Annotated in this window: 20 protein-coding genes and 1 pseudogene; 8 read left to right on the forward strand and 13 right to left on the reverse strand. The window is 40.0% G+C overall.

The window, feature by feature from the left end; genetic code table 11:
- The first annotated feature begins 302 nt into the window (after positions 1-302).
- On the forward strand, positions 303-1,799 hold the full coding sequence (locus HWQ40_RS03950; RefSeq protein ID WP_292775088.1) for a glycosyl hydrolase family 57: 1,497 nt from the start codon (positions 303-305) through the stop codon (positions 1,797-1,799).
- Between the two features lie 139 nt (positions 1,800-1,938).
- Positions 1,939-2,523, forward strand: coding sequence for a hypothetical protein (locus tag HWQ40_RS03955; protein ID WP_292775089.1), 585 nt, complete (start codon positions 1,939-1,941; stop codon positions 2,521-2,523).
- 124 nt (positions 2,524-2,647) lie between these two features.
- Here HWQ40_RS03955 and HWQ40_RS03960 read toward each other — a convergent pair whose 3' ends face one another.
- Complete coding sequence (locus tag HWQ40_RS03960) at positions 2,648-4,006, reverse strand: ATP-binding protein (RefSeq protein ID WP_292775091.1); 1,359 nt, start codon at positions 4,004-4,006, stop codon at positions 2,648-2,650.
- A 240-nt stretch (positions 4,007-4,246) separates the two neighbouring features.
- On the opposite strand from HWQ40_RS03960, the pseudogene HWQ40_RS03965 reads away from it, so the two are divergent.
- Positions 4,247-5,063: pseudogene (locus tag HWQ40_RS03965) on the forward strand (Uma2 family endonuclease).
- A gap of 102 nt (positions 5,064-5,165) precedes the next feature.
- On the forward strand, positions 5,166-6,338 hold the full coding sequence (locus HWQ40_RS03970; RefSeq protein ID WP_292775092.1) for an S-layer homology domain-containing protein: 1,173 nt from the start codon (positions 5,166-5,168) through the stop codon (positions 6,336-6,338).
- 200 nt (positions 6,339-6,538) lie between these two features.
- Here the strand turns inward: HWQ40_RS03970 and HWQ40_RS03975 are convergent, their stop codons facing one another.
- Positions 6,539-6,976: a CAAD domain-containing protein gene (locus HWQ40_RS03975; protein ID WP_292775093.1), complete on the reverse strand. Its 438-nt coding sequence runs from the start codon at positions 6,974-6,976 to the stop codon at positions 6,539-6,541.
- Between the two features lie 960 nt (positions 6,977-7,936).
- Between HWQ40_RS03975 and HWQ40_RS03980 the strand changes: the two genes are divergently transcribed.
- Entirely contained in the window at positions 7,937-9,655 is a 1,719-nt protein-coding gene (locus tag HWQ40_RS03980; protein WP_292775094.1) for an ATP-binding protein, read from the forward strand.
- 14 nt (positions 9,656-9,669) lie between these two features.
- On the opposite strand, the gene HWQ40_RS03985 is transcribed toward HWQ40_RS03980, so the two are convergent.
- The 6 genes from HWQ40_RS03985 to HWQ40_RS04010 all read right to left on the reverse strand — a co-directional run bounded on the left by HWQ40_RS03985 (position 9,670) and on the right by HWQ40_RS04010 (position 13,831).
- Positions 9,670-10,131: a transposase gene (locus HWQ40_RS03985; RefSeq protein WP_292775096.1), complete on the reverse strand. Its 462-nt coding sequence runs from the start codon at positions 10,129-10,131 to the stop codon at positions 9,670-9,672.
- 570 nt (positions 10,132-10,701) lie between these two features.
- Positions 10,702-11,403 carry a carbonic anhydrase gene (locus HWQ40_RS03990; protein ID WP_292775097.1) on the reverse strand — a complete coding sequence of 234 codons (702 nt, stop codon included), beginning with the start codon at positions 11,401-11,403 and terminating at the stop codon, positions 10,702-10,704.
- Positions 11,404-11,431: 28 nt separating this feature from the next.
- A complete protein-coding gene (locus tag HWQ40_RS03995; RefSeq protein ID WP_292775098.1) occupies positions 11,432-11,743 on the reverse strand; it encodes a P-II family nitrogen regulator in 312 nt (103 codons plus the stop codon).
- Positions 11,744-11,747: 4 nt separating this feature from the next.
- Positions 11,748-12,716, reverse strand: coding sequence for a sodium-dependent bicarbonate transport family permease (locus HWQ40_RS04000; protein ID WP_292775099.1), 969 nt, complete (start codon positions 12,714-12,716; stop codon positions 11,748-11,750).
- A 453-nt stretch (positions 12,717-13,169) separates the two neighbouring features.
- Positions 13,170-13,577 (reverse strand): PIN domain-containing protein, encoded by a 408-nt coding sequence (locus tag HWQ40_RS04005; RefSeq protein ID WP_292775100.1) that lies wholly within the window; start codon positions 13,575-13,577, stop codon positions 13,170-13,172.
- A gap of 2 nt (positions 13,578-13,579) precedes the next feature.
- The gene (locus HWQ40_RS04010) at positions 13,580-13,831 is read right to left on the reverse strand and encodes a hypothetical protein (RefSeq protein WP_292775101.1); all 252 of its coding nucleotides are present in this window, start codon (positions 13,829-13,831) and stop codon (positions 13,580-13,582) included.
- A 179-nt stretch (positions 13,832-14,010) separates the two neighbouring features.
- Between HWQ40_RS04010 and pcrA the strand changes: the two genes are divergently transcribed.
- On the forward strand, positions 14,011-16,335 hold the full coding sequence (pcrA, locus tag HWQ40_RS04015) for a DNA helicase PcrA (protein ID WP_292775102.1): 2,325 nt from the start codon (positions 14,011-14,013) through the stop codon (positions 16,333-16,335).
- A gap of 354 nt (positions 16,336-16,689) precedes the next feature.
- Here pcrA and HWQ40_RS04020 read toward each other — a convergent pair whose 3' ends face one another.
- From HWQ40_RS04020 to HWQ40_RS04040, 5 genes are all read right to left on the reverse strand, one after another.
- Positions 16,690-16,983, reverse strand: a complete 294-nt coding sequence (locus tag HWQ40_RS04020) for an antibiotic biosynthesis monooxygenase (RefSeq protein WP_292775103.1) — start codon at positions 16,981-16,983, stop codon at positions 16,690-16,692.
- 61 nt (positions 16,984-17,044) lie between these two features.
- Positions 17,045-17,350 (reverse strand): hypothetical protein, encoded by a 306-nt coding sequence (locus HWQ40_RS04025; protein ID WP_292775104.1) that lies wholly within the window; start codon positions 17,348-17,350, stop codon positions 17,045-17,047.
- A 69-nt stretch (positions 17,351-17,419) separates the two neighbouring features.
- Positions 17,420-17,686 (reverse strand): retron system putative HNH endonuclease, encoded by a 267-nt coding sequence (locus tag HWQ40_RS04030; protein WP_292775105.1) that lies wholly within the window; start codon positions 17,684-17,686, stop codon positions 17,420-17,422.
- Positions 17,683-19,053: an AAA family ATPase gene (locus HWQ40_RS04035; protein ID WP_292775106.1), complete on the reverse strand. Its 1,371-nt coding sequence runs from the start codon at positions 19,051-19,053 to the stop codon at positions 17,683-17,685. The genes HWQ40_RS04030 and HWQ40_RS04035 overlap by 4 nt, the downstream gene beginning before the upstream one ends.
- A gap of 5 nt (positions 19,054-19,058) precedes the next feature.
- Positions 19,059-19,976, reverse strand: a complete 918-nt coding sequence (locus HWQ40_RS04040; protein WP_292775107.1) for a metallophosphoesterase — start codon at positions 19,974-19,976, stop codon at positions 19,059-19,061.
- Positions 19,977-20,111: 135 nt separating this feature from the next.
- Here HWQ40_RS04040 and HWQ40_RS04045 point away from each other — a divergent pair, with 135 nt between their 5' ends.
- Together HWQ40_RS04045 and HWQ40_RS04050 are read left to right on the forward strand one after the other, a co-directional pair.
- Positions 20,112-20,990 carry a hypothetical protein gene (locus HWQ40_RS04045; RefSeq protein ID WP_292775108.1) on the forward strand — a complete coding sequence of 293 codons (879 nt, stop codon included), beginning with the start codon at positions 20,112-20,114 and terminating at the stop codon, positions 20,988-20,990.
- Between the two features lie 125 nt (positions 20,991-21,115).
- The gene (locus HWQ40_RS04050; protein WP_292775109.1) at positions 21,116-21,946 is read left to right on the forward strand and encodes a YheC/YheD family protein; all 831 of its coding nucleotides are present in this window, start codon (positions 21,116-21,118) and stop codon (positions 21,944-21,946) included.
- The last annotated feature ends 42 nt before the right edge of the window (positions 21,947-21,988 follow it).

The raw sequence follows: 21,988 nt of genomic DNA on the forward strand, positions 1-21,988 counted from the left end.
GAAACCCAGATGAAATCTGAATTTCTTAATTTCGAGTTGTATCATACCATTTCCAAAAATCTTTGCAACATAATGAATCGGCTGTAGGGGCATACAGATGTACAGCTATAGCAACAAAATTAAATAGGATTGCTGTATATTTTCCAACATTTTTTATATAAGTGTGATATCCAAACTGTTGAATTACACAGATATTGTGGGACTACAAGGCGATCGCAGTTTGCATCAATAGATAAAGTTGTAGATCAGAAATTGCTGTGGGATCGCATAATTAGACATACCTTGTTTCGGAGCAATCAGAAATGCTTTCCTTCCCTACAACCCTGACTCCTTTGCCCGAAATCATTGATGGCTTGCCGAATATTTCTGGTTGGGAAACAGAGGTTCTCTCTGTGGTTAACCACGAGCAATCAGTATTTTTACCAACAACGAATATCCGTTTAGAAGACGTAAATGCTGTGTTTGCGATCGCTTTACACATGCACCAGCCAACTATACCTGCTGGAAATGGCGGTACACTCATCAGCAATCTGCAATATATGTTTGAACATCCCAACGAAGGGGATAACCACAACGCAGATCCTTTTGCCCATTGTTACAGCCGCATGGGTGACTTGATCCCCGAACTTGTAAATCAAGGTTGCAATCCGCGTGTGATGTTGGATTACTCTGGTAATCTTCTGTGGGGACTGCGGCAAATGGGACGCGGTGATGTTCTCGATAACCTTAAACGGATTACTTGCGATCGCACCTACCAACCTTATGTAGAATGGCTGGGTACAATGTGGGGCCATGCAGTTATTCCTTCCACACCCATAGCAGATATTAAATTGCATATCGTTGCATGGCAACATCACTTTGCGGCAATTTTTGGCTGGGAAGCACTAGCGCGAGTGAAAGGATTTTCGCCCCCAGAAATGCATCTACCAAATCATCCTGATGCTCTCTTTGAATTTGTGAAAGCGCTAAAAGAATGTGGATATCGCTGGTTACTTGTTCAAGAACATTCTGTAGAAACTCTTACTGGTCAATCTCTCACTAATAAACATTTACCACATCGTCTAATTGCCCGTAATTCTCAAGGCGAAACAATTAGTATCACAGCTTTAATTAAAACCCAAGGTTCCGATACTAAATTAGTTGCTCAGATGCAGCCTTATTATGAAGCGAAAACATTATCCAAACAACAAATTGGTAGTGTATTTGTGCCACCAATAGTTAGCCAAATTGGTGATGGTGAAAATGGCGGCGTGATGATGAATGAATTTCCTAGCGCTTTTAAACAAGCTTGGGGGGATATGGTAAATAATGGGGGAGGAAAATCAGGTGTAGTTGGGATGTGTGGTACAGAATATTTAGAATTAATCGAAGCTGCTGGATGCAAACCTGAAGATTATCCAACTTGTCAGCCAGTGGGACAACATCAGATTTGGGAGCGCATTTCACCAGATAATATTCAACCACAAGCTGTAGAGAATGCCATTCAAGAATTAAAGCAAACAAACTCTAATTTTCATCTGGATGGAGCCTCATGGACAAATCATATCAGTTGGGTAAAAGGATATGAAAATGTGTTGTCTCCCATGTATCAATTAAGCAGCTTATTTCATCAAAAGATCGATCCCTTACTGCAAACTGACTCAGCAGAACCGATTACTAGACAATCTCAATACCGTAATGTTCTTCTACATAATCTTTTGCTGCAAACTAGTTGTTTTCGTTATTGGGGACAAGGTGCTTGGACTGATCACGCACGGGAAATTTACCAACGTGGCGAAAATTTATTGCAGATGAATTGAACTGGAGGCTGAAACGGATATGGATGGTTAGACTTGCATTCTCCCTAAACTTCCTTAAAAATTAGTGAATTCAACCTCCTTACAAAAGGGGGTTGTGTCATTAATACCTTGCGTATTGATTTCTAAATAGGCAGTATAAATGAAAAATCTTTATGAGATTTTAGAAATGATTAGACCAAGACCAGCAATGTATTTAGGACAGCGTTCCTTAACTGCGTTAGATGGCTTTATTGGTGGCTATTCTTTTGCTCTGGGGGAAAATGGGATCTTTTATGGAGAAGAGACACCTCCTTTTACACAGTTCAACGACTGGGTAGCTCGATATTATAAATGGTACGAATCAACAGCAGGATGGAAAAATATTATTCTCCGAGAAGTTGGAGACGAAGCAAAAGCATGTGATGTATTCTTTGAACTCCTTGAATTATTTAAGCAACGGTTTCCTGTTGTCAAGCATCGTGTTTTCTTAAATCAAAACCATAAATCTACTGGAGCTATATATCGACGTATATGTATAGATGGGATATACAAAGACTTAGATCCACCTAAAGAAATTAGAATTGTGCAATATACAACCGATTCTGGCTTTTACCGTTTCGATGTATCACAAGCGGGAGAAATTTCAGAAATTGGCTATTTTGAGACAGAAAAGTTAGCTATGGAAGAAGTTAAGAGAGAGTTTGAAGTTTCTTTAGATGAGTGGGAAACCTTAAATACTATCTAAGTATCTTAAAGTTATAAAACACTAACTTCAACACGATCTCATGCTGATTTCAGAATCAGTATTTGAGCAATTATTTATTTGAAAAAATTGTTAATATATGGGTCATTTTCCTCAATATATCTTCTTACACGAGAGGTAACAATATTTCAAATTTTGTACCTATATCAATCTGTGAATGAAAATTCAATTTCCCGCCATGTCTGACGGTGATAATTCGATAACTTACCGCTAAACTAGTATTTTTACCATTCTTTGTTTCCAGAGAAAAAGACTCCATAATTTGCTGTTGTAATTCTTCAGACATTCCAGAGCCATTGTCAGCAATGCGAATTAAAACCCAGCGAGAATCTGGTGCATCTGGGTTGCTTGCTTCTTGTGATATAACTTCTGTGGTAATCTCAATTCGGGGTTTTTGAACAGTCTTTGTCTCTTCTAAATGTAACTGCTGTCGCACTGCTTCATTGAGTAAAGTATCCACAACTTCACTTAAAATATTCATCAAAACCTGGTTTAATTGCCCCATAAAGCAATACACTGGGGGTAATTGACCGTAGTATTTGACGATTTCAATTTCTCCTTGAAGACGACTATTAATTAATAAAATGATGCTATCTATACAGGCGTGCAAATCTACTGGCTTGGGAAAAAGTTCATCAATATGACAAAAATTTTGCAAGCTAGTAACGAGTTTTTTTAATCTTTCCGCACCCGTGCGAATACTAGCAAGCGATCGCGACAGATCTTGCTCTAAAAAATCAAACTCAATCTCTTCTTTAATCTGATTAATTGCCTGAGAAACTGATGGTAACTCTTGATCGTAAGCCGCTATGAGTTTGAGTAAATCTTGACTGTAATTTGAAACATAAATGATGTTACCCCAAATAAAACCCACTGGGTCTAAAATTTCGTGGGCTACGCCGTCTACCAAACGCCCTAAATTTGCCATTTTATCATTTTGAATCATTTGGGCTTGACTGCGTTCATATCGGATCAGATTGTCGATTCCCCGAATTTGCCAAGAAATAATATTCAATTCTTGGACATCTAACAATCTATAAGCACCAGATTCAGTTTGTACGACAATTGGTTCTGCTAATAATTCTGGCGATCGCTTTAAGCTAAGTTGCATTGTTGTTAAAATCGATGTTGTATCAGTAACAATCAACATCGATGTCCGCACATAGCTGTAAAGAACAGCTAATGGTTGCTGAACAAATAACTCTTGTCCAAATGGACGAATCAAAAATTCCAGTAGTCGCCGCCGCGAAATCATCCCAATAAACTGTCCCTGTTCTACCAAAATTACTCCTGGTAGCAAGGGGTATTTTTCCAAAAAACTAGCCACTTCCATACCAGTGTGGCTGATTTCCACCGGGAAGTTATACATTGGTAGTTCTTGGAGGGTTGAATCTAAACCAAGATCGCGATCGCTACCCTTAGATAAAAATGGCGGTGAGATTTGGCAACTGAATTCTTCTGGCACTAGACACCCTGATTTTTTCAAAGACAGGTAAACAATAAGTTAATATTTTACATTCTGCCACCCTCAAAATCCGGTTTTAGTTTAGGTATCTAATAAAACTAGTGGTCTATCAAGCTGAAAATCCTTCTCAGGCGACTGGAAGTAATTGGCGTGCAATTTATAATCTGGGTGGAGAATATTTAGAAAGCGATCGCAAGCTAAACTAAAAATAATCTTTACGAAGCGTGCAAAGGTAGCGTTATGACCTCTGTAAGCAATCCACCCAACGCCCTCACTCTTTTCCCCTTCCCCGATCATACTCAGCTTCCTGAGTCCGATGGTACTTTTGTGTTCGCGGAGCGTGCCGAAGGCAAGAACTGGCAAGAACATCCCCAAAGAAAGCATTTTACTAACTGACTCAATTACACCCATCCTCAAGCAATTAAATCCTGAAGGTGAATACTGTATAGGGCAGGACTTAGGCATTTACTGGCGCTTGACCGATCCCCCTGAAAAAGGCGCAGAAGCACCAGATTGGTTTTATGTACCGAATGTACCGTTTTTGCTGAATGGACAAACTCGACGTTCTTATGTGTTGTGGCGAGAGTTTATTGCTCCGTTGATTGTCTTAGAATTTGTCTCTGGGGACGGTAATGAAGAACGAGATAAAACTCCTTTGAAGGGGAAATTTTGGATTTATGAGCAAGTCATTCGTCCTCCCTTCTACGGTATTTATGAAGTGAGTAAAGCCAGCCTAGAAGTTTATCATCTGATTGAAGGACAGTATCAGGTTTTACCAGCAAATGAACGAGGACATTATCCCATAGGCCCGTTAGAAGTTGAATTAGGTTTATGGGTAGGAGTTTATCAGAATGTGGAATTACCCTGGCTGCGTTGGTGGGATTTACAAGGTAATTTGTTGTTGAATGGCGATGAAAGAGCCGAACAGGAATCCCAAAGAGCCGAACAGGAATGTCAAAGAGCAGAACAGGAATCCCAAAGAGCAGAACAGGAATCCCAAAGAGCCGATCGCCTAGCTGCCCAATCGCGATCGCTAGGCGTTGAACCAGAAATCTGATATCCTACTCGAATTGCGAATTAAAAAAGGGCTGGTGTAAAAGAGTCATCTGTGGCTTAATTTGTTTAGACACAAATTTTTACTGCTATCAGGGTAATCACGATGACAAATAGACCTCCTTCCGAACCGGAGTCATCTCAAAAAACCGCCCTTGGCTTTGATGAATTTATAGCCATTCTGGTTGCCTTCGCCACTATCGGAGCGATTCTTTTTTGGTCATTGTCCCGCAGGGATTCTAGTTGGAACTTAAACGGGCTGCTGTTGCCTTCTTCCACTCCATCTCCTAGTGTTCGACCAAATCCAGTATTGCCCTCTCCTACTGTCAAGGTAGAACCTTATGCAGTCCCCAACAACGTTTTGCCCTATTCTCCACCTGAAGCTGTTGTTGAACCCACAATACGTTCATTCCCAACTAACAGCGCAACTCCTTACCGCGCAATGTTACCATCTATTCTGGTAATCCCAACTCAATCCCCACAACCACAAACACCTGTATCCTCTCCAACAGAACTTGAGTCATCACTCAAATCATCAGCGTTGCCTTTAGTAACTCCGGCAAAACCAAAATCAATCATTCCGCCGCCAATTGCATTTAACGATGTGCCCGATAACTTTTGGAGTCGGCGTTTTATAGACGTTCTTTCCGCCCGTGGGATTCTCAAAGGATTTCCTGATTATTCTTTTAGACCAAATCAGCCTGTAAACCGCGCCGAATTTGCTGCCATACTAGAAAAAGCCTTTGACCAAGAACCGTCTAAGACTGCGATCGCATTTCAAGATGTACCAACAAAATTCTGGGCAACTTCAGCAATTGACCAAGCCATCAGTGCCGGATTTCTCAAAGGCTACCCGAAAAAAACCTTCAAACCACAACAAAATATTTCACGAGTGCAAGTTTTAGTTGCCCTTGTCAGTGGGTTGAATTTGAAAGCACCCACTTCCCCAAATCAGATTATCAGTGTCTATAAAGATGCTAAAGATATTCCGCCTTATGCTATCGGTAAAATCGCCGCTGCTACAACCAATGGTCTGGTAGTTAACTACCCAAATCCCCAAGTCCTCGATCCCAACAAAGTAGCTAGTCGGGCACAAGTGGCGGCGATGATTCATCAAGCTTTAGTAAAACGGGGCAAACTGGAGGCAATTACATCTCCTAATATAGTGCGTAGGGGTAGTCCGCCGCAGGTATCGCCTAAAATATCTCCAGAACTTCCACAGACCTCAAAACCGAACCCAAAAGTTAAATTGCCCACCGGAGGTTCGCCTCAACAATAATTACTAATTCGTAATTCGTAATTCAACGCAGGGTCAAAGGAGCGAATTCTATACAAACTTTACTAACACTTCGTAGGCATTTTGAAAGAAGTCTGAACGCCGACTTCCGGCATTCAGACTTCGGTGATTTGGAATTAGAGCGTACTTCTACATAGGAGCAAGCTACGCGTAGCGTCTCGTAGAGAAGCGATAATTAGATATTAAGCTTCTGGAATTTGTTTACCGACAACTTGTGATTTAAGAGTGGTGATTTCACTAGTTAACTCTTTCCTGGTTGAGGCTTTGAGTAAATAGCGGTAAACAAACCAGGCAGAGTAACCAATACCAATCAACTCAAAAGTAGGTGCTACCAAAGGGATATCATTCAAAGCATCTAATATTGCCAAGAGTACTTTAACGGCAACAATTGATCCTACAATTAAACCAACTGTTACCAGGGGTTGCTTATATTGATTAAAGAAGCTCCCCAGATAATCTGGTAATGTTGCTAAAAAGGTAGAAATTTGCTCCCCGTATTTTAGCCATTCGTCTTGAGACTGTGCCGGAGGCTGGAGTTTGGTGATGGTTCCCGTTTGGTTGTTGATCTCTGCCACTGTAGTCTCTTTAGATGCGGTTTCGGTAAATTCTTGTTCTGGCATTTTCACTCCTATTAATTTGACAGTTGAGTTTTTCTAATCCTGGATAATTACAACCAAAAGGTTGTTGATTAGGTAATGTACTTGTGCATCAGTACAATTTGGTGAAAGGCACAAAAAGATTTTAGTGTCCTATAACCATAGTTGCCCGGTACTATCTACTGCATCAACTACAAGGTAGACAGTCAGTAGGAGGATAGAACTCAGAAGGCAGCAGGATGTATTATAATCAACTTCCTGAGTTCTATTTTTGGAATCAACTGGAATCCTCAGGTTGTGATTATCCGATTCCGTCTCATTTGCTCATAATCGTACTAAATCTAAGTACAAATCATGCAAAAATCAATCCACTTCTCATTTATATAAGCCTAGAAGCCGATTTTATCTGATATTAAAGCTATCTTAAGCCGCGTTCGTCAATTAAGGCATTCGTATTGATTTTAATACGTAATAAAAATTTTTGTGTGTTCATATAGACTAGACTTTTAACCTATTTTATGATATGTCTGCCTGGATGAGGGAAAAATAATCAATGCCCAATATCCAATGCCCCATCCCCAACAAGTATCAAACCTTTTGTTTTTTTCCTGATTGTATTAATTTTATAGAGAAGCAGTAAGGTAGAGCAGTGGCGTAAGCGATCGCAAGAACTCATTGCTTGCTATCAACTGCATACTGTAGAAAGTAGTGTAGTAAGGAGAAAAAGCTCTCAGGCGGGTCTTTAGTGCAGGAAACTATATCGTTGCTCCTAAAAAAAGTGAATTATATTAAATTTAGTAATTATACTTATTAATTTTGTTGTAAAATTTACTTATATAATCTAAGTGATGCTAATTATCTAGCAAGCAATGATTTGCTCTTGCGATAAAAGAAGATAATGTAGATGTTAATGACTAAATTAAAGTATTTTGACAATCTAGACTAATTTGATTATTTTTGCGGGAAGGCAAGGAGGTTTGAGAAATGCCAACTCAAAAGCCAACCCCTATCTACAGCAGTTCAGAAAGCAAAAAAGTGTCAGCCGAAGAGCCATCGACAGACGAACTCCCAACTATAGAATTTCCTTCACGAGGGAAACTCAAAGCTAGTTCTTGGCGTATCCATCAAAAAATTGGCTATGGGTACTTTGTAGCTATTGGAATTGGCTTTTTTGGCTCACTGACTGGGTTGGTGATTGCTAATTACTACCGGGGAAGGGAAGTTAGACAATTCAATCAAGCTTATGAACAAGGACAACTACTGAGTAATTATAAAGATGCAGTAGTAGGGGCGCAATTACATAGTTCTAACCTAGTTGCTGTATTAGAAAATTCACAACAACTGCAAAGCAAAAAAGCTGATTTTCTGAAGAATGTTGAAAAAGCCAAGCAACTAGAGTCAAAAATTGGCGGATTTCTCGATACTAAACCTAAAAGACTAGCAGCAACAAGTTCGACTTTACAGACGTTATTGCTGGATTATAAGACTAATTTAAAAGCCTACGTTGACCAAATCGAGGTCGTCTTACAGAAAATTGACTCCCCAAAAGTACAGCCTCAGAAGATTTCCTCTGCCCGATCGCAGTTATTAACAATAATGCGTGGTGAAACAGCCATGCGGCTAGACCAGCTTTCTCAAAACTTGACTAACATTCTGCAAACTGCTGAAGATCAAGAGCAAGAAAGGCAAAAAGCCGTTGAGCAGGCGAGAATAGTTGAGCGATTTATCGTGATTGTGAGTATGCTAGTTTCGGTAGTGATCGCAGCTATTGTAGCTTGGCGTACCAGTCGAGCGATCGCTGAACCAGTTATCACTGTAACCCAAGTAGCTGAACAAGTTGCAAGGAAACATAATTTCGATTTGAGAGCGCCCGTCACCACTGAAGATGAAATTGGCTTACTCGCCAAATCTCTAAATCGTCTGATTGAGCGCGTATCTGAGCGAACAAAAGAACTACAACAAGCTAAAGAATTAGCCGAAGCTGCTAGCAAAGCAAAAAGCGTATTTTTGGCCAATGTCAGCCACGAATTACGCACACCATTAAATGCTGTCATTGGCTTAAGCCAACTACTAGAAGACGACGCTACCGATCTTGGTTTATCGGCAGATTTTATCACAGATTTAGAAACAATTAACGCTGCTGGTAAGCATCTACTGCACTTGATTAACGAAATCCTCGACTTGTCAAAAATTGAAGCGGGGAAAATGACCCTGTATCCTGAGACATTCGAGATTGCAACGCTGATTCATAACGTTGTCCTCACAGTCAAACCAGCTATAGAAAAAAATGCCAATGTTTTAGAAGTAGATTTTGATGAGCAACTTGGCACCATGTACGCCGATCAAACTAGGATGCGGCAGGTTTTGTTAAACTTACTCAGCAACGCCAGTAAATTTACTACAAACGGCAAGGTGACGCTGACAGTCTACAGAGAAAAGGATGAATTTCGACTGGAGGCTCCTTTGGGCAGCATTATTTTCACCGTTACCGACACAGGTATCGGTATGTCTAACCATCAACAGCAGCAGTTATTTCAACCTTTTACACAAGGTGATACCTCAACTACGAAAAAGTATGGAGGTACGGGACTGGGGTTGGCAATTAGCCGCCACTTTTGCCAGATGATGGGTGGTGAAATTATTGTCAAAAGTCAGCCAGGAATTGGTTCTACTTTCACTATTCGTCTGCCAATGACTGTGTAGGATTACAGCAATTTTCAGGTAAATAGACCACAGTGATTAAACCAACTGAAGGCATCATCTTCGGTAATGTAATTGACAGCAACAGCCATTGCTTGGTCGAGTGATTCGGTGGTGCGTGCCTCACAAGAACGGAGAAATTGCTTCAGTTTCGACCAACACAGTTCTATAGGAGATAAATCTGGAGAGTAAGGGGGCAAAAACTTGACTTTTGCACCGACGGACTCAATTGCAACCCTTACACGTTCGGCGTGATGAACTTTCAGGTTATCCATGACGACAATGGCCCCTTTCCACAACTGAGGTGCTAAGACTTGAGTGACATAAGTGAGAAATACTTCAGTATTTATACTTCCTAGCACAGTCATTGCTGCAATCAGTCCATCAAGGTTTAAAGCACCAACTAAAGAAACGTTTCCGCCCTTGCTTCCAGGTATACTACCAACCGCTCGTTCACCATCTACTGCTCTGGCGAACAACCCGCGCAGCGATTGATAAATTTAATCCCGCTTCATCGACAAATATGAGGTTTCGGACATCAATCTTATCTAAAGTTCGGCGATAATCATGCCTTAACTCTTGCACTCGCGGGGTATCTTGCTCTCTAGCATAAAGACTTTTTTTTTAGACGTAAGCGTAATTTTTCGACCGCACGATGCATTGTTGTAATACTCAGATTACAGCAATTTTCATGTATTTGAACCACATCTGTCGTAAGGGCACAGCAATGCTCATTGGTGTCAACTTAACGTAAAAACCAGTCTAGACATAGCTTTGAGAGATTGTCTCGTTGTCTCGTTCCCCTGCTCCGACTGGGAATGCCGTCCTAGAGGCTCCGCCTCTAGACTTGCGGCAGAGCCGCAATGATGTGCATTTCCAGCAAGAGGCTGGAAACGAGGTTTGAAAAGGGTTTCAGCTTAAGTTGACACCAATGAGCAATGCTGTGCCCCTACCGCGTGGTCTATTTACCTGAAAATAGCTGTAAGTCCCCTTGTCTCCTTGTCTCCTCTGCTCCCCTGCTCCCCCTGATCTAAGAATCCTCTGCCGAATTAAGTGATAATAGTCACCCTACCTGTATCTAAATCGTAACGACCCCCGACAATTTTCAATTTGCCTGACTCCACCTGCTTAGTTAAAAGCTTTGAGTGCTTCAATCGTTCAATTTGATATTGCACATTTGCCACCACAGCATTTTCAACTGCATCACCCGGCTGACCCTTGACCTTTTCCACTGCTGGCTTAATTGCCTTAACAAAAGTACTAATATCACCAAGCAACGATTCGTTTTGTACAGCGGCAGTTACAGCCCCACAACGCTCATGACCCATCACCATCAGCAGTGGAGAACCTAACAAGACAACCGCATATTCAATACTGCCAATCGCTTCATGTGTAGCAATATTTCCGGCAATCCGAACATCAAAGATGTCCCCAATGCCTTGATCGAAAACAATTTCTGCGGGTACTCGTGAATCCGCACAACTAAGAATAGTTGCAAATGGATGTTGAGCTTGAGCAACTTCCTGCAACCGCAGCGCAGATTGATCCGGGTATTGGGGATGATGATCAAGAAACCGCTGATTTCCCTCTATCAGCTTTTGTAAGGCTGCATCGGGACTGAGGGATTCAGGAGAAGTTGAGGGGATTTCGGCAGCTTTCGCCTGTTCAACTTGCCAGAGGAAATCGCTGGCAGATAGCATTATTCCAAATGCCCCAGTCATTCCTAACTTCAAAAAGTCACGACGTTCCATGAAATGCTTCATTGAATTTATCACTCTCCTACATCGACGCAACACATCTGACAGAGCGAATCTCCATCACATCGGAAACGTAGCAAGTACCTCCGAACTTATTAAGGAGTGGTTTGATATTTTCGACAACAGGCTTGAGTTGTTCTGGCATACAAAACGCGAGGATGTAAACATTATCAAGCATGGTCATGTCTAAATCTTCTGTCGTTCCTCGTAATCCTTTACCAGCAACATTTCGGATTATGGCATGGTTATGTACACCCGACTTGTCTAATTTATCTAAAATTTTGGCAAGCTCAAAGGAGTTGGCGATAATTTCTATCTTTTTAACTACGTGCATATTCTTACCTCCAAAATAGGTTAATTCCGTAGAGATATAACGGAATTCCCACAATAATATTGAATGGAAATGTCACTGCTAGAGCGGTGGAAACATAGAGGCTGGGATTTGCTTCTGGTACAGTCATCCGCATCGCCGCTGGGACAGCAATGTAAGAAGCACTGGCACACAATACAGCGAATAACAGCGCATCTCCGCGAGGCATACCGATCAATTTGGCAATCACCAACCCAATGCCTGCATTGAGTATTGGAATTAGTATGGCAAATAAAATTAGGAAAACTCCGGTTTTTTGCAAGTCTTTAATTCTTCTGGCAGCGACTAGTCCCATGTCGAGTAAAAAGAAGGTGAGAACGCCATAAAACAACCCTTGAGTAAAGGGTTCTAATACGTGCCAACCGCGTTCTCCTGTCAAGACACCTATTAATAGACTACCGACTAGGAGAAAAACTGAACTATTAAGAAATGCTTCTTGCAAAACTTCCGGCCACGAAAAGTCCCGCTTTCCATCGGCGGTGAATATATTCACCAAAATTAGACCAACTATAATCGCTGGGGATTCCATGAGCGCAAGAGCTGCCACCATGTAACCATCAAAAGTAATACCAAGCTCAGTTAAAAAAGCACTAGCCGTGATGAAAGTGACGGCACTAATAGAGCCGTAGGTTGCTGCGATCGCAGCAGCATCGTAAGTATCCAGTTTCAACCTTAAAATAAAAAAGGTGTAAATTGGAACAAGGCAAGCCATCATCATTGCTGCCACGAGTGTTAGAACTACTTCCTGAGTGATGCCACTTTTGATTAGTTCTACCCCTCCCTTAAAACCAATGGCAAACAGTAGGTACAGCGAAAAGAGTTTGGGCATTGGTGCGGGAATTTCCAGATCGGACTTGACAAAAACAGCAGTCATGCCTAAAAAGAAAAACAGGATTGGCGGATTCAAAATGTTGGATACAATTAAGCTAACATCCATATCCACTCCTCCTTGTATTGGTTAAACCTGAAATTAAAGAAATTTTTCATCTTTAAAAATTTAACGGTTGAATCATGATGTATCGTGTATTGCTACCCTATGTCAATTGGGTACTCAAGGAGTGAATAGTCCGATTGGTGACAAGACTCTTGGTTAGGTATTACAGCGTTTTTCACTTCAATAAACCACGGGCTAGGGAACATTGCGGTGTCCCTACGAAAATCCGTAGTTAAATTAACTGAAAATAGCTGTGAAGCTCTGTTAACAACAGAACAAGTGAGAGCTTGCCCAGTATTTTTATGATATTTGATTCCCCGTCGCTGATTTTACGACAGAACGTGCAGGAATAACTCGTGGCTAACCTATCTACGTAGAAAAATTAACGTATTGTCGGGGCAATTTATGAATTGCCACCACGACACAAATCTTGTCTAAATCCCAGTATTTTTTGATTTACAACAGTTTGGTAAACCCCGCTTGCTGAAAATGACGGTCAGATGTAAAGGCTTGAGTAATCTCCTCTTGTGTCATCACCGCAAAGCTAATACAGTCAGTTAACCCCCAATCTTTATCGGGACGCTGGCTATATAACATCCAACCTTTATCCAACAATTTTTGGTCAAAAGGGATGATTTGCACACTTTTTAAAAGTCGCAAACTGTTGATGAAAGCAACTGTCTGAACACGGCTGACTGGTGTACACAGAGCATCTGCAACCTCCAATAGTACAAACTCTGTTGTCACCAAAGGTGTTTCTAAGCGCAAAAGTCTATCCATTACCTGATTTGCCTGGTGATGAAGATTATCCCTAACATTAAGAAGGGCAATCCAGGCAGCAGTGTCTACAAAAACTTTCGTCAAGGTTATGATTCTCGCTTTGGCATTCCATAGAGATAATGGTCATGCTGGTGTGCCAAGTCGCCAATATCTGTATCAACTGCACAGTTTTTAATCAACTGCCTCAGTTTATCCCAATCTGAGTCTTCTGGTGTTGCTGGCCCAGGTGTAGGGTTTTCTTCGACAAACACGATTATAACTGACTGTCCCTCATGCCCTTCAATTGGTTCGTTAGGATGAACCACACCGTTTTGGAATGTGCCTTTGACTGAGAGCATAGCTTTTTCTTGCTTCTACATAAATCATGATAGAGTACCATTCTGGTTAAGAATATTGCCACACAATCTTTGTTGACCAAGTTTCGTTAAGATGTTGTAACCTGGGCAATAGCAACTCTCTATTGATGTGACGCCAGGCGTAGGCGTAGCCCGCCCTTAGACATCGCTTTTTCACATCCATGACAACAACCATCGACTTTCTCAGTCACCTTAACCCCAGCCAACGCCAAGCTGTCGAACATTACTGCGGCCCGTTGCTAGTTGTTGCTGGCGCAGGTTCCGGTAAAACACGAGCGCTGACTTATCGCATTGCAAATCTGATTCTGAAACACCGTGTTGATCCAGAAAATATTCTGGCGGTTACTTTTACCAATAAAGCTGCGCGGGAGATGAAAGACCGGATTCAACGGCTGTTTGCAGAACAACTGGCGATGAAACAACACGGACAGCGGTTGGATTTGTTGACAGAATATCAACAAACACAATTGCGATCGCAAGTTTACAAAGATACTATCAAAGACTTATGGTGTGGCACTTTCCATAGTCTATTTTCTCGCATTCTCCGCTTTGATATTGAAAAATACGTAGACGAAAAAGGACGCCAGTGGAATCGTAATTTCTCTATCTTTGATGAATCAGATGTAATAAGTCTAATCAAAGAAATCGTTAATAAAGAGCTAAATTTAGACGATAAGAAGTTTGACGCCCGCTCTGTTCGTTACGCTATTAGTAACGCTAAAAACCAAGGTTTATCACCCCAAGAATTTGAGCACGACCAACCAAATTATCGCGGACGAGTAATTGCCCAAGTTTACAATTTATATCAAGATAAATTAGCACAAAACAACGCTCTCGACTTTGACGATCTAATTCTTGTACCTACGAGATTATTTCAACAAAACGAGCAAGTTTTGGGTTACTGGCACCGCAAGTTTCGCCATATTCTCGTAGATGAATATCAGGATACTAACCGTACTCAGTATCAACTTATTAATTTATTAGTTACTAATGGCGAAACCAAAAAGAGCGAATGGCAATGGGAAAATCGCTCAGTTTTTGTTGTCGGCGATGCAGATCAATCAATTTACAGCTTTCGGATGGCAGATTTCACCATCTTGCTAGGATTTCAGGAAGACTTTGGCGATGGTTTGGTAGATGATGATACCCGAACGATGGTTAAGCTGGAAGAAAACTATCGTTCTTGTGAAAACATTCTGCAAGCGGCTAATGAACTAATTGAAAATAACACCCAACGGATTGATAAAGTCCTGAAAGCGACGCGGGGATCGGGTGAGCAGATTACTTGTCACAAAGCTGATGAAGAACTGGCAGAAGCGGCATTTGTAATTAATCAAATTAGCACTTTAGAACAGCAAAATCCAGAATTGAACTGGGGTAGTTTTGCCATACTTTATCGGACAAACGCCCAATCTCGTCCTTTTGAAGAATTGCTGGTGAAATATCAAATTCCTTACACAGTTGTGGGGGGAATGAGATTTTACGATCGCAAAGAAATTAAAGATGTCGTCGCTTATTTAAGAGCGATAAATAATCCAGCTGATACAGTCAGTTTATTACGAGTTATTAATACTCCCCGGCGGGGAATTGGCAAAACCACTATTGATGCTTTGATGAACGCTTCTCAGCAATTAGGGATAACCTTGTGGGAAATACTCAGCGATGAAACATCAGTTAATACGTTAGCTGGACGGGCAACAAAAGCTGTAAATAGCTTTGCCGCAATGATTAGCCGTTGGCAAGGACAAGTTGCTACGCTTCCCGTGACTGAGGTTTTACAAGGAATATTAGAAGACTCTGGTTACGTTCAAGACTTGATGAATCAAGGCACAGATGAAGCCACAGATCGGGTACAAAACGTCCAGGAACTTTATAACGCCGCACTGCAATTTCAAGAAGAAAACGAAGAGATTTCCTTGCGAGACTTTTTGAGTAGCGCCGCCCTCAGTTCCGATTTGGATAACTTAAAAGAAGGACAGACAGCCGTTTCTTTGATGACTTTGCACGCTTCTAAAGGGCTAGAATTTCCCGTAGTATTTTTGGTGGGATTAGAACAAGGGCTATTTCCCGGCTACCGTTCGCTAAGTGACCCGGCATCTTTGGAAGAGGAACGCCGCTTGTGTTATGTGGGGATTACTCGCGCCCAAGAAAGGTTGTATTTATCACACGCGCGGGAACGCCGTTTGTATGGTTCTCGTGAACCTGCTGTGCGATCGCAATTTCTCGACGAATTGCCAGAAGAATTACTAACTACTCAACGCCTGAGTCGTCAAAGTTATACCAAAAGTGCCTCTACTCCCAATGGAAAACAAGATACAAAGCAAAATTGGCAAGTAGGCGATCGAGTATTACATAAAACTTTTGGTCTTGGTGAAATCACTCATGTCTTCGGAACGGGTAGTAAGATGTCTGTAGCTATTAAATTTGCTAGCTTGGGGCAAAAAATTGTTGACCCCAGAGTAGCGCAGTTGCAACGAGTAGAGTAAAAGGTATATAAATGACCAGATAGACTGACTATATTTTGATGGTGCGTTGCTATAGAACAAGCTGTGTCAACTACAGAAGAAGCTTTTATAGCTCCAGAACATGCTGTAGTAACTAAAACTTGTTCATTAATAAGTTAGGAAGAAGTTTTGTTAACTAAAGCTCCTATTTTACTTATCATTGTTGGACTTTTTATAATTAATAATTAAATCTATTAAATCCAACTTTAGTTTTACTTATCTAAAAACGAGTTATTTGTAACTAAAACATCAAGATTTATAAGTTGAGCTTAGGTTGTATTAACTCTAGCTTCTTTTGAACTTATCAAAGGATGAGTTTTTGTAACTTATTGTTTTTCATATTTCAATTTCTTCAAAGTGTTCAACAGTGGGAAATGGCTCATAAAAATGATGCAGCAGTTTTTTCCACTCTTGATACTCAGCAGAACTTCTAAATCCCACAGTATGAGATTCTAAACTTTCCCATCTGACAAGTAATAAATATTTTCCTTGAACTTCTACACATCTATGCAATTCATGGGATAAATATCCGTCCATTGAAGAAATAAAATTAGAAGCTTTTTTGAAAGCAACTTCAAAATCTGATTCTAGACCAGGTTTAACATGAAGAATAACTGCTTCAAGAATCATACAATTTTTCCTAAAAATTACACTGAAACTATGGTAAGGCGATGGCGCTTACTTCATTAACTCAAAAATAATTTTTAAGGATATACGCAATAGCAGCACAAAACTCTTCATTTCGCCCATTATCATCTGGTTGGCAGAAAGCTTGGAGTAATCTTTGTCGGTCATCCTCTGTGAGTTCCTCAAAACCTTCCAAGATACCTTCTATGGCATCACTACGCATTTTTTTTAGCTTATCAATATTCAGGTCAAGCTTATCAATTGTTGTGTCGGCAGCAGATTTTTTCTCTAGAACTTCTGTTGAGAGAATTTGTCCATCTTCTATATATCTAAAGAACTCAGTACAGTTTATATCTAGAGGCGAAACCATGAGGTTTTCGTCATACCATTCATCTTTCTTGCTTCCACAGTGCAGAGGTTCTTTACGTTCTCTTTCTCTTTAGCATGAAGCTAACAGATTTGTATATTCGAGTGCTAAGTTATAATGAGTTTTTCTAGGCTTTAGATGTTCAATATGGCTAATATCCTTGGTAATACGCCTTCCACAATAGCAACATATAAAACCTTGCTCTTGCAATAAAGAATCATGTACATCAGTTTTTTGTGGTTTGCTGAAGTTTTCCCAACTTGGTTGCCAATCCTCATTTGCTAGATTTTTCCAAACGGTAAAACTTTCTGGTTCCTCACTTTTTTTGATATATTTCACCGCTTCAAAATCTCTTTACGTCGAATAGATACACTTGCTTTTACTAATTCTGGTTCATCTTGTCCAATAATATCAGCAATTTCCTGAGATAATTGCCTAGCACCATCAAGATTTCCTTCATCAATTAGTCTAAATAACTCATGTAAACGATCTTTAATTTCTTGTGGACGTGCTGGAACACGCATGAGGTCTTCTAATATCCGATTGCTATCTCTCCCAAAGGAACTTTCTGGTCTTTTAGCAACAACACCTTCGTCTGTTTTTTCTAGAATGTAAATTCCTTCAGGCTTGACTTGGCTAATAACCTGGGGTGAATGGGTAGTAACAATAAACTGACAATTGGGAAATGTTCTTGTCAACGCTGAAATAATTTCCCGTTGCCATTTTGGGTGTAGATGTAGTTCAATTTCATCAATTAAAACAACACCGTTACCTTCAAGTGGTTCTGTTAAACCTGGGTTGGCTATTGCTAATCGTCTTGCTAAATCTCCTACCATTGCCAGCAAGCATTTCTCCCCGTCAGATAGCTGATTAACTATGAGTTTCTCACCTTTTTTTCTGACAGTCATTTGCAGAGGTGAACGCTCAACCTGCAAGTTTGAGAATTCCGGTATTAATGAAGAGATAGCTTGTCTTACTGCTTCTAATTGTTTGTCTCTATAATCAGGGTTATCTCTTCGCATTTCATTTTCTAAATCTTCTCGATTCCTAAACCATTCAAAAAATGTTTTGAAGTCTATTCTCCCTCCTGTGAGTGCCTGCTCATAAGCATCTACTTGTTTAAAAGAAGATACCTTTGAAATTTCTAGGGGCATATCAATAACAGCACGATTAACGGGGTAATAAACTGCTAAAGGAATATTAGTATCAGCAATAGTTGCTAACTGATTGTTTAAGTTTTCAATAGCTATTTTTAGATATTCTCTTAATCTGGTACGTATTGTATTTGCTATCTCTGTACCCAGATTTTCACTTTCCATAAAAAGAGTCTCAATTTCAACATTTTTATATTTTTCTAGACTCTCTTTTATTTGCTTTTGTAAATCTAAAATACCTTTGATATTAGCTTGTAAATCATATTCACTCATTGACCAACTTAATTCTTGTGATTCTATAAGTACAGTAATTTTATTGAGTGTTCTTTCCCGTCCGTTTGTAACATCTTGCGTAATAAAAAAACGTAAAGACTCGAGTGAGTTTTGCATCTGTCCAGTAAACTGTGTTAGAAGAATAGCAAGACAGTCAAGAATACTCGATTTTCCCACGCCGTTGATACCAATAAGTACCGTTGGGACTGTTTCATCGAAATCAAGCATCAAATCGCCGATTCCACGGAAGGATTGCATTTTCAAACGCGTGATTTTCATAATAATTACGCTGATTTTAATTGAATAATACCTTTATCAAAAACGCGATTATCAGTAGCGATCGCACTTATTTCTATTCTATCTTTATACACTTCATAAGAGGCAAAACTTAAATCACTGGTAGAATATCCTGTCCACTCGGAACGCCCTACAGGACGATTACCAGCACCTGCACCACAAATTAAGTAAGTTGTACCATCAATAGCACGAGTGCGTTCATAATTATGTTCGTGACCATTAATGTAAAGTTGAACGCCGTATTTTTGAAATAGAGGAGTGAAAGTTTTAATAAAATCTGGATTACTCCCATACTGACCCGATGAATAAATCGGATGATGACCAAACACTACTTTCCAAGGAGCATTACTCAGACTTAATTCTTTTTCTAACCAAGGTAGCTGGTTTTTCCAATCAGCATTACTGTTAGTATCTAAAGCAAAAAATTGCACAGTTCCCCGGCGAAATGTATAGTAACGTCCCTTCATATTAAAGCCAGCATACTTGACTTGTGGCTCGCCATTCGCAGTACGAATATCGTGATTACCTAAACAAGCCTGAAATTTCACACCTCGCTTGAGCAAACCTTGATAGGGACGCTCAAAAACTGCATTAATTTTTTCAATTTCGCCGTTATTATAAATGTTGTCTCCAGCTAAAACGACTAAATCATAAGGATTTTTCTGATGATATACATTCATCGCTCTAGCCACAGCATACTGTCCTTTAGCCCCAGTCCCGGTATCTGCTACAGACACAAAACGTAATAACAAGTCTTTTTTGACTGGGTTGGCGGCTATAGCTGTTGTTGAATCGCCAATATCAGCACTTTGATGATTTTGATGAGCAAACATCCAGCTTAAAAATCCTGTACTAATGGCGCTGAGGCTACTTAAAAATAAAAATTGACGGCGTTTCAGTTTCATAAGTCACCAAATTTAATAAATAGTTAGTTTAGCGGAAACAATGAGCAATGAAGTGATACATTAAGGCAAAAGAAGGCAGCACCAGTAATAATGTACGTTGTTTGTCTTTGATTCGCTGCTTTTGGTGAAAGTTCCATGTCACAAGACAATCAGTCAAAACCGACGGATGAGCAGATAACTCAACCTCCCCAAAAACCTTACCAGAGAGTTCAGCCATTTTGGAAGGCTAAAATTATCCAACTTCTTCAAGGGACGATTGGGGTTTTAGAAGTAACGGTGGAGAAACTGGAGACAGCACCCCCACCTGGTACTGAAGAAAAACCTGGTTTTTTTCAGCAGCTTCAGTTGTGGTGGGGTGGACTGTTAAGGACAATCCGCTTGTTTTTACCATCAAATTTGTCAACAAAGTTATCAGATACAGCTTTGACGGGAATTGTTACTGGAGTTGCTGTAATTCTCGTTTGGACAACTACGACTATCTTTACTGGTAAACCTGCGGAAGTAGCAACTGTTCCCCCGGTTGAAGAGGTTCCGATACCAACACCAACGGTAACTACTCCACCGGAGTCAGTCGCACCAGAACCACAACCACCAGAGGAAATTACGCCGCCAGAAGTACAAACTACGCCACCAACGCCGGAACCAGAACCAATTCCTACGCCAACGCCAATCCCAACACCAACGCCGACACCAGTCATAGAATTGACACCTGAACAAGCTTTGATTGCGGCTATTGAAAATCAGGTAGTCGAAATTAGCGATCGCATTGCCTCTGGTCTGATAAAGTCAATTCAAGCCAACTTCCGTACAAGTAACTTGACTGTCAAAATTAATGATGATTGGTACAATCTCAATGAATCTCAGCAAGACAAACTAGCTGCGGAGATATTACAACGCTCTCAAGAACTTGATTTTACTCATTTAGAAATTATCGACTCCCAAAATAGACTCATAGCTCGTAACCCGGTTGTTGGGACTGAGATAGTAATTTTTAAACGGCAAACAGCAAGTTAAAATAATTCGTAATGACGCTCTCTTCGAGACGCTAAAAGCGTAGCTTGCTTCTCTATAAGAGTACGCAGACTCGCTACCGCTGCGCTAACGTAATTCGTAATTTAGACGTTTAACTTTAAGTATTTATGTTAGACAATGTTTCGCTATTGCTCAAAGCTTGTGAAAACTTAAACATCAGCTATGAAATTTTTCATCCTTCTGAAAACTTAATCAAAATTAAACTCAATAATAAACACCATTATTTTTGCAACTATAGCACTCCGTTAATTAATCAAGCAGTAGCATACCTGATAAAAGACAAGGAGTACACTTACCACGTTTTAAATAAAAAAGTTAAACTTCCTCGGACAGTAGGTTTTCTTTCTCCTTTTTGTGACATACAGTATAAAGTTTACTTAAGATTTCCAAGTATTCAAGATATCCTATTAGATATTAAAGAAAAATTTGAAACACCAGTGATTGTAAAAAGAAATTCTGGTTCTAGTGGACATAACGTTTTTTTATGCCAGAATACAGATGAAATTGAAACTGCTTTAAAAGAGATTTTTAATATTAATCATAAGTATGACTACGTTGCGATCGCTCAAGAATTTATTCACATTAAATCTGAATATAGAGCCGTTTTTTTAAATAAAGAGTTAGTTCTGCTGTATGAAAAAGATATAAGTGATGCAGAGTTTGCGGGGAACCTTAGCCCTCTGCACTGGAATGGTGCAAAAGCAAAGTATATCAACGATCCCCAAATATTGTCAGAGATTGCTAATTTTGCTAAACCAATTTTTGAAGAATTAGACCTTGATTATGGTGGTTTAGATATAGTCTTAGATCGAGATAATCAATATTGGTTGATTGAAGTCAATTCTCACCCAAATTATAGTATTTTTACTAGAGACAATGGAGAGGAGCCTGTGTTGAAAATCTTTGAAAAAATGCTAATTAGCCTAGCTTCAAAATAAAAAATTCACTACTTTGATTAGCTAATATATCGGTTTGCAGTT

This window comes from Nostoc sp. NMS9, from assembly GCF_017114995.1.
Taxonomy (GTDB): domain Bacteria; phylum Cyanobacteriota; class Cyanobacteriia; order Cyanobacteriales; family Nostocaceae; genus Nostoc.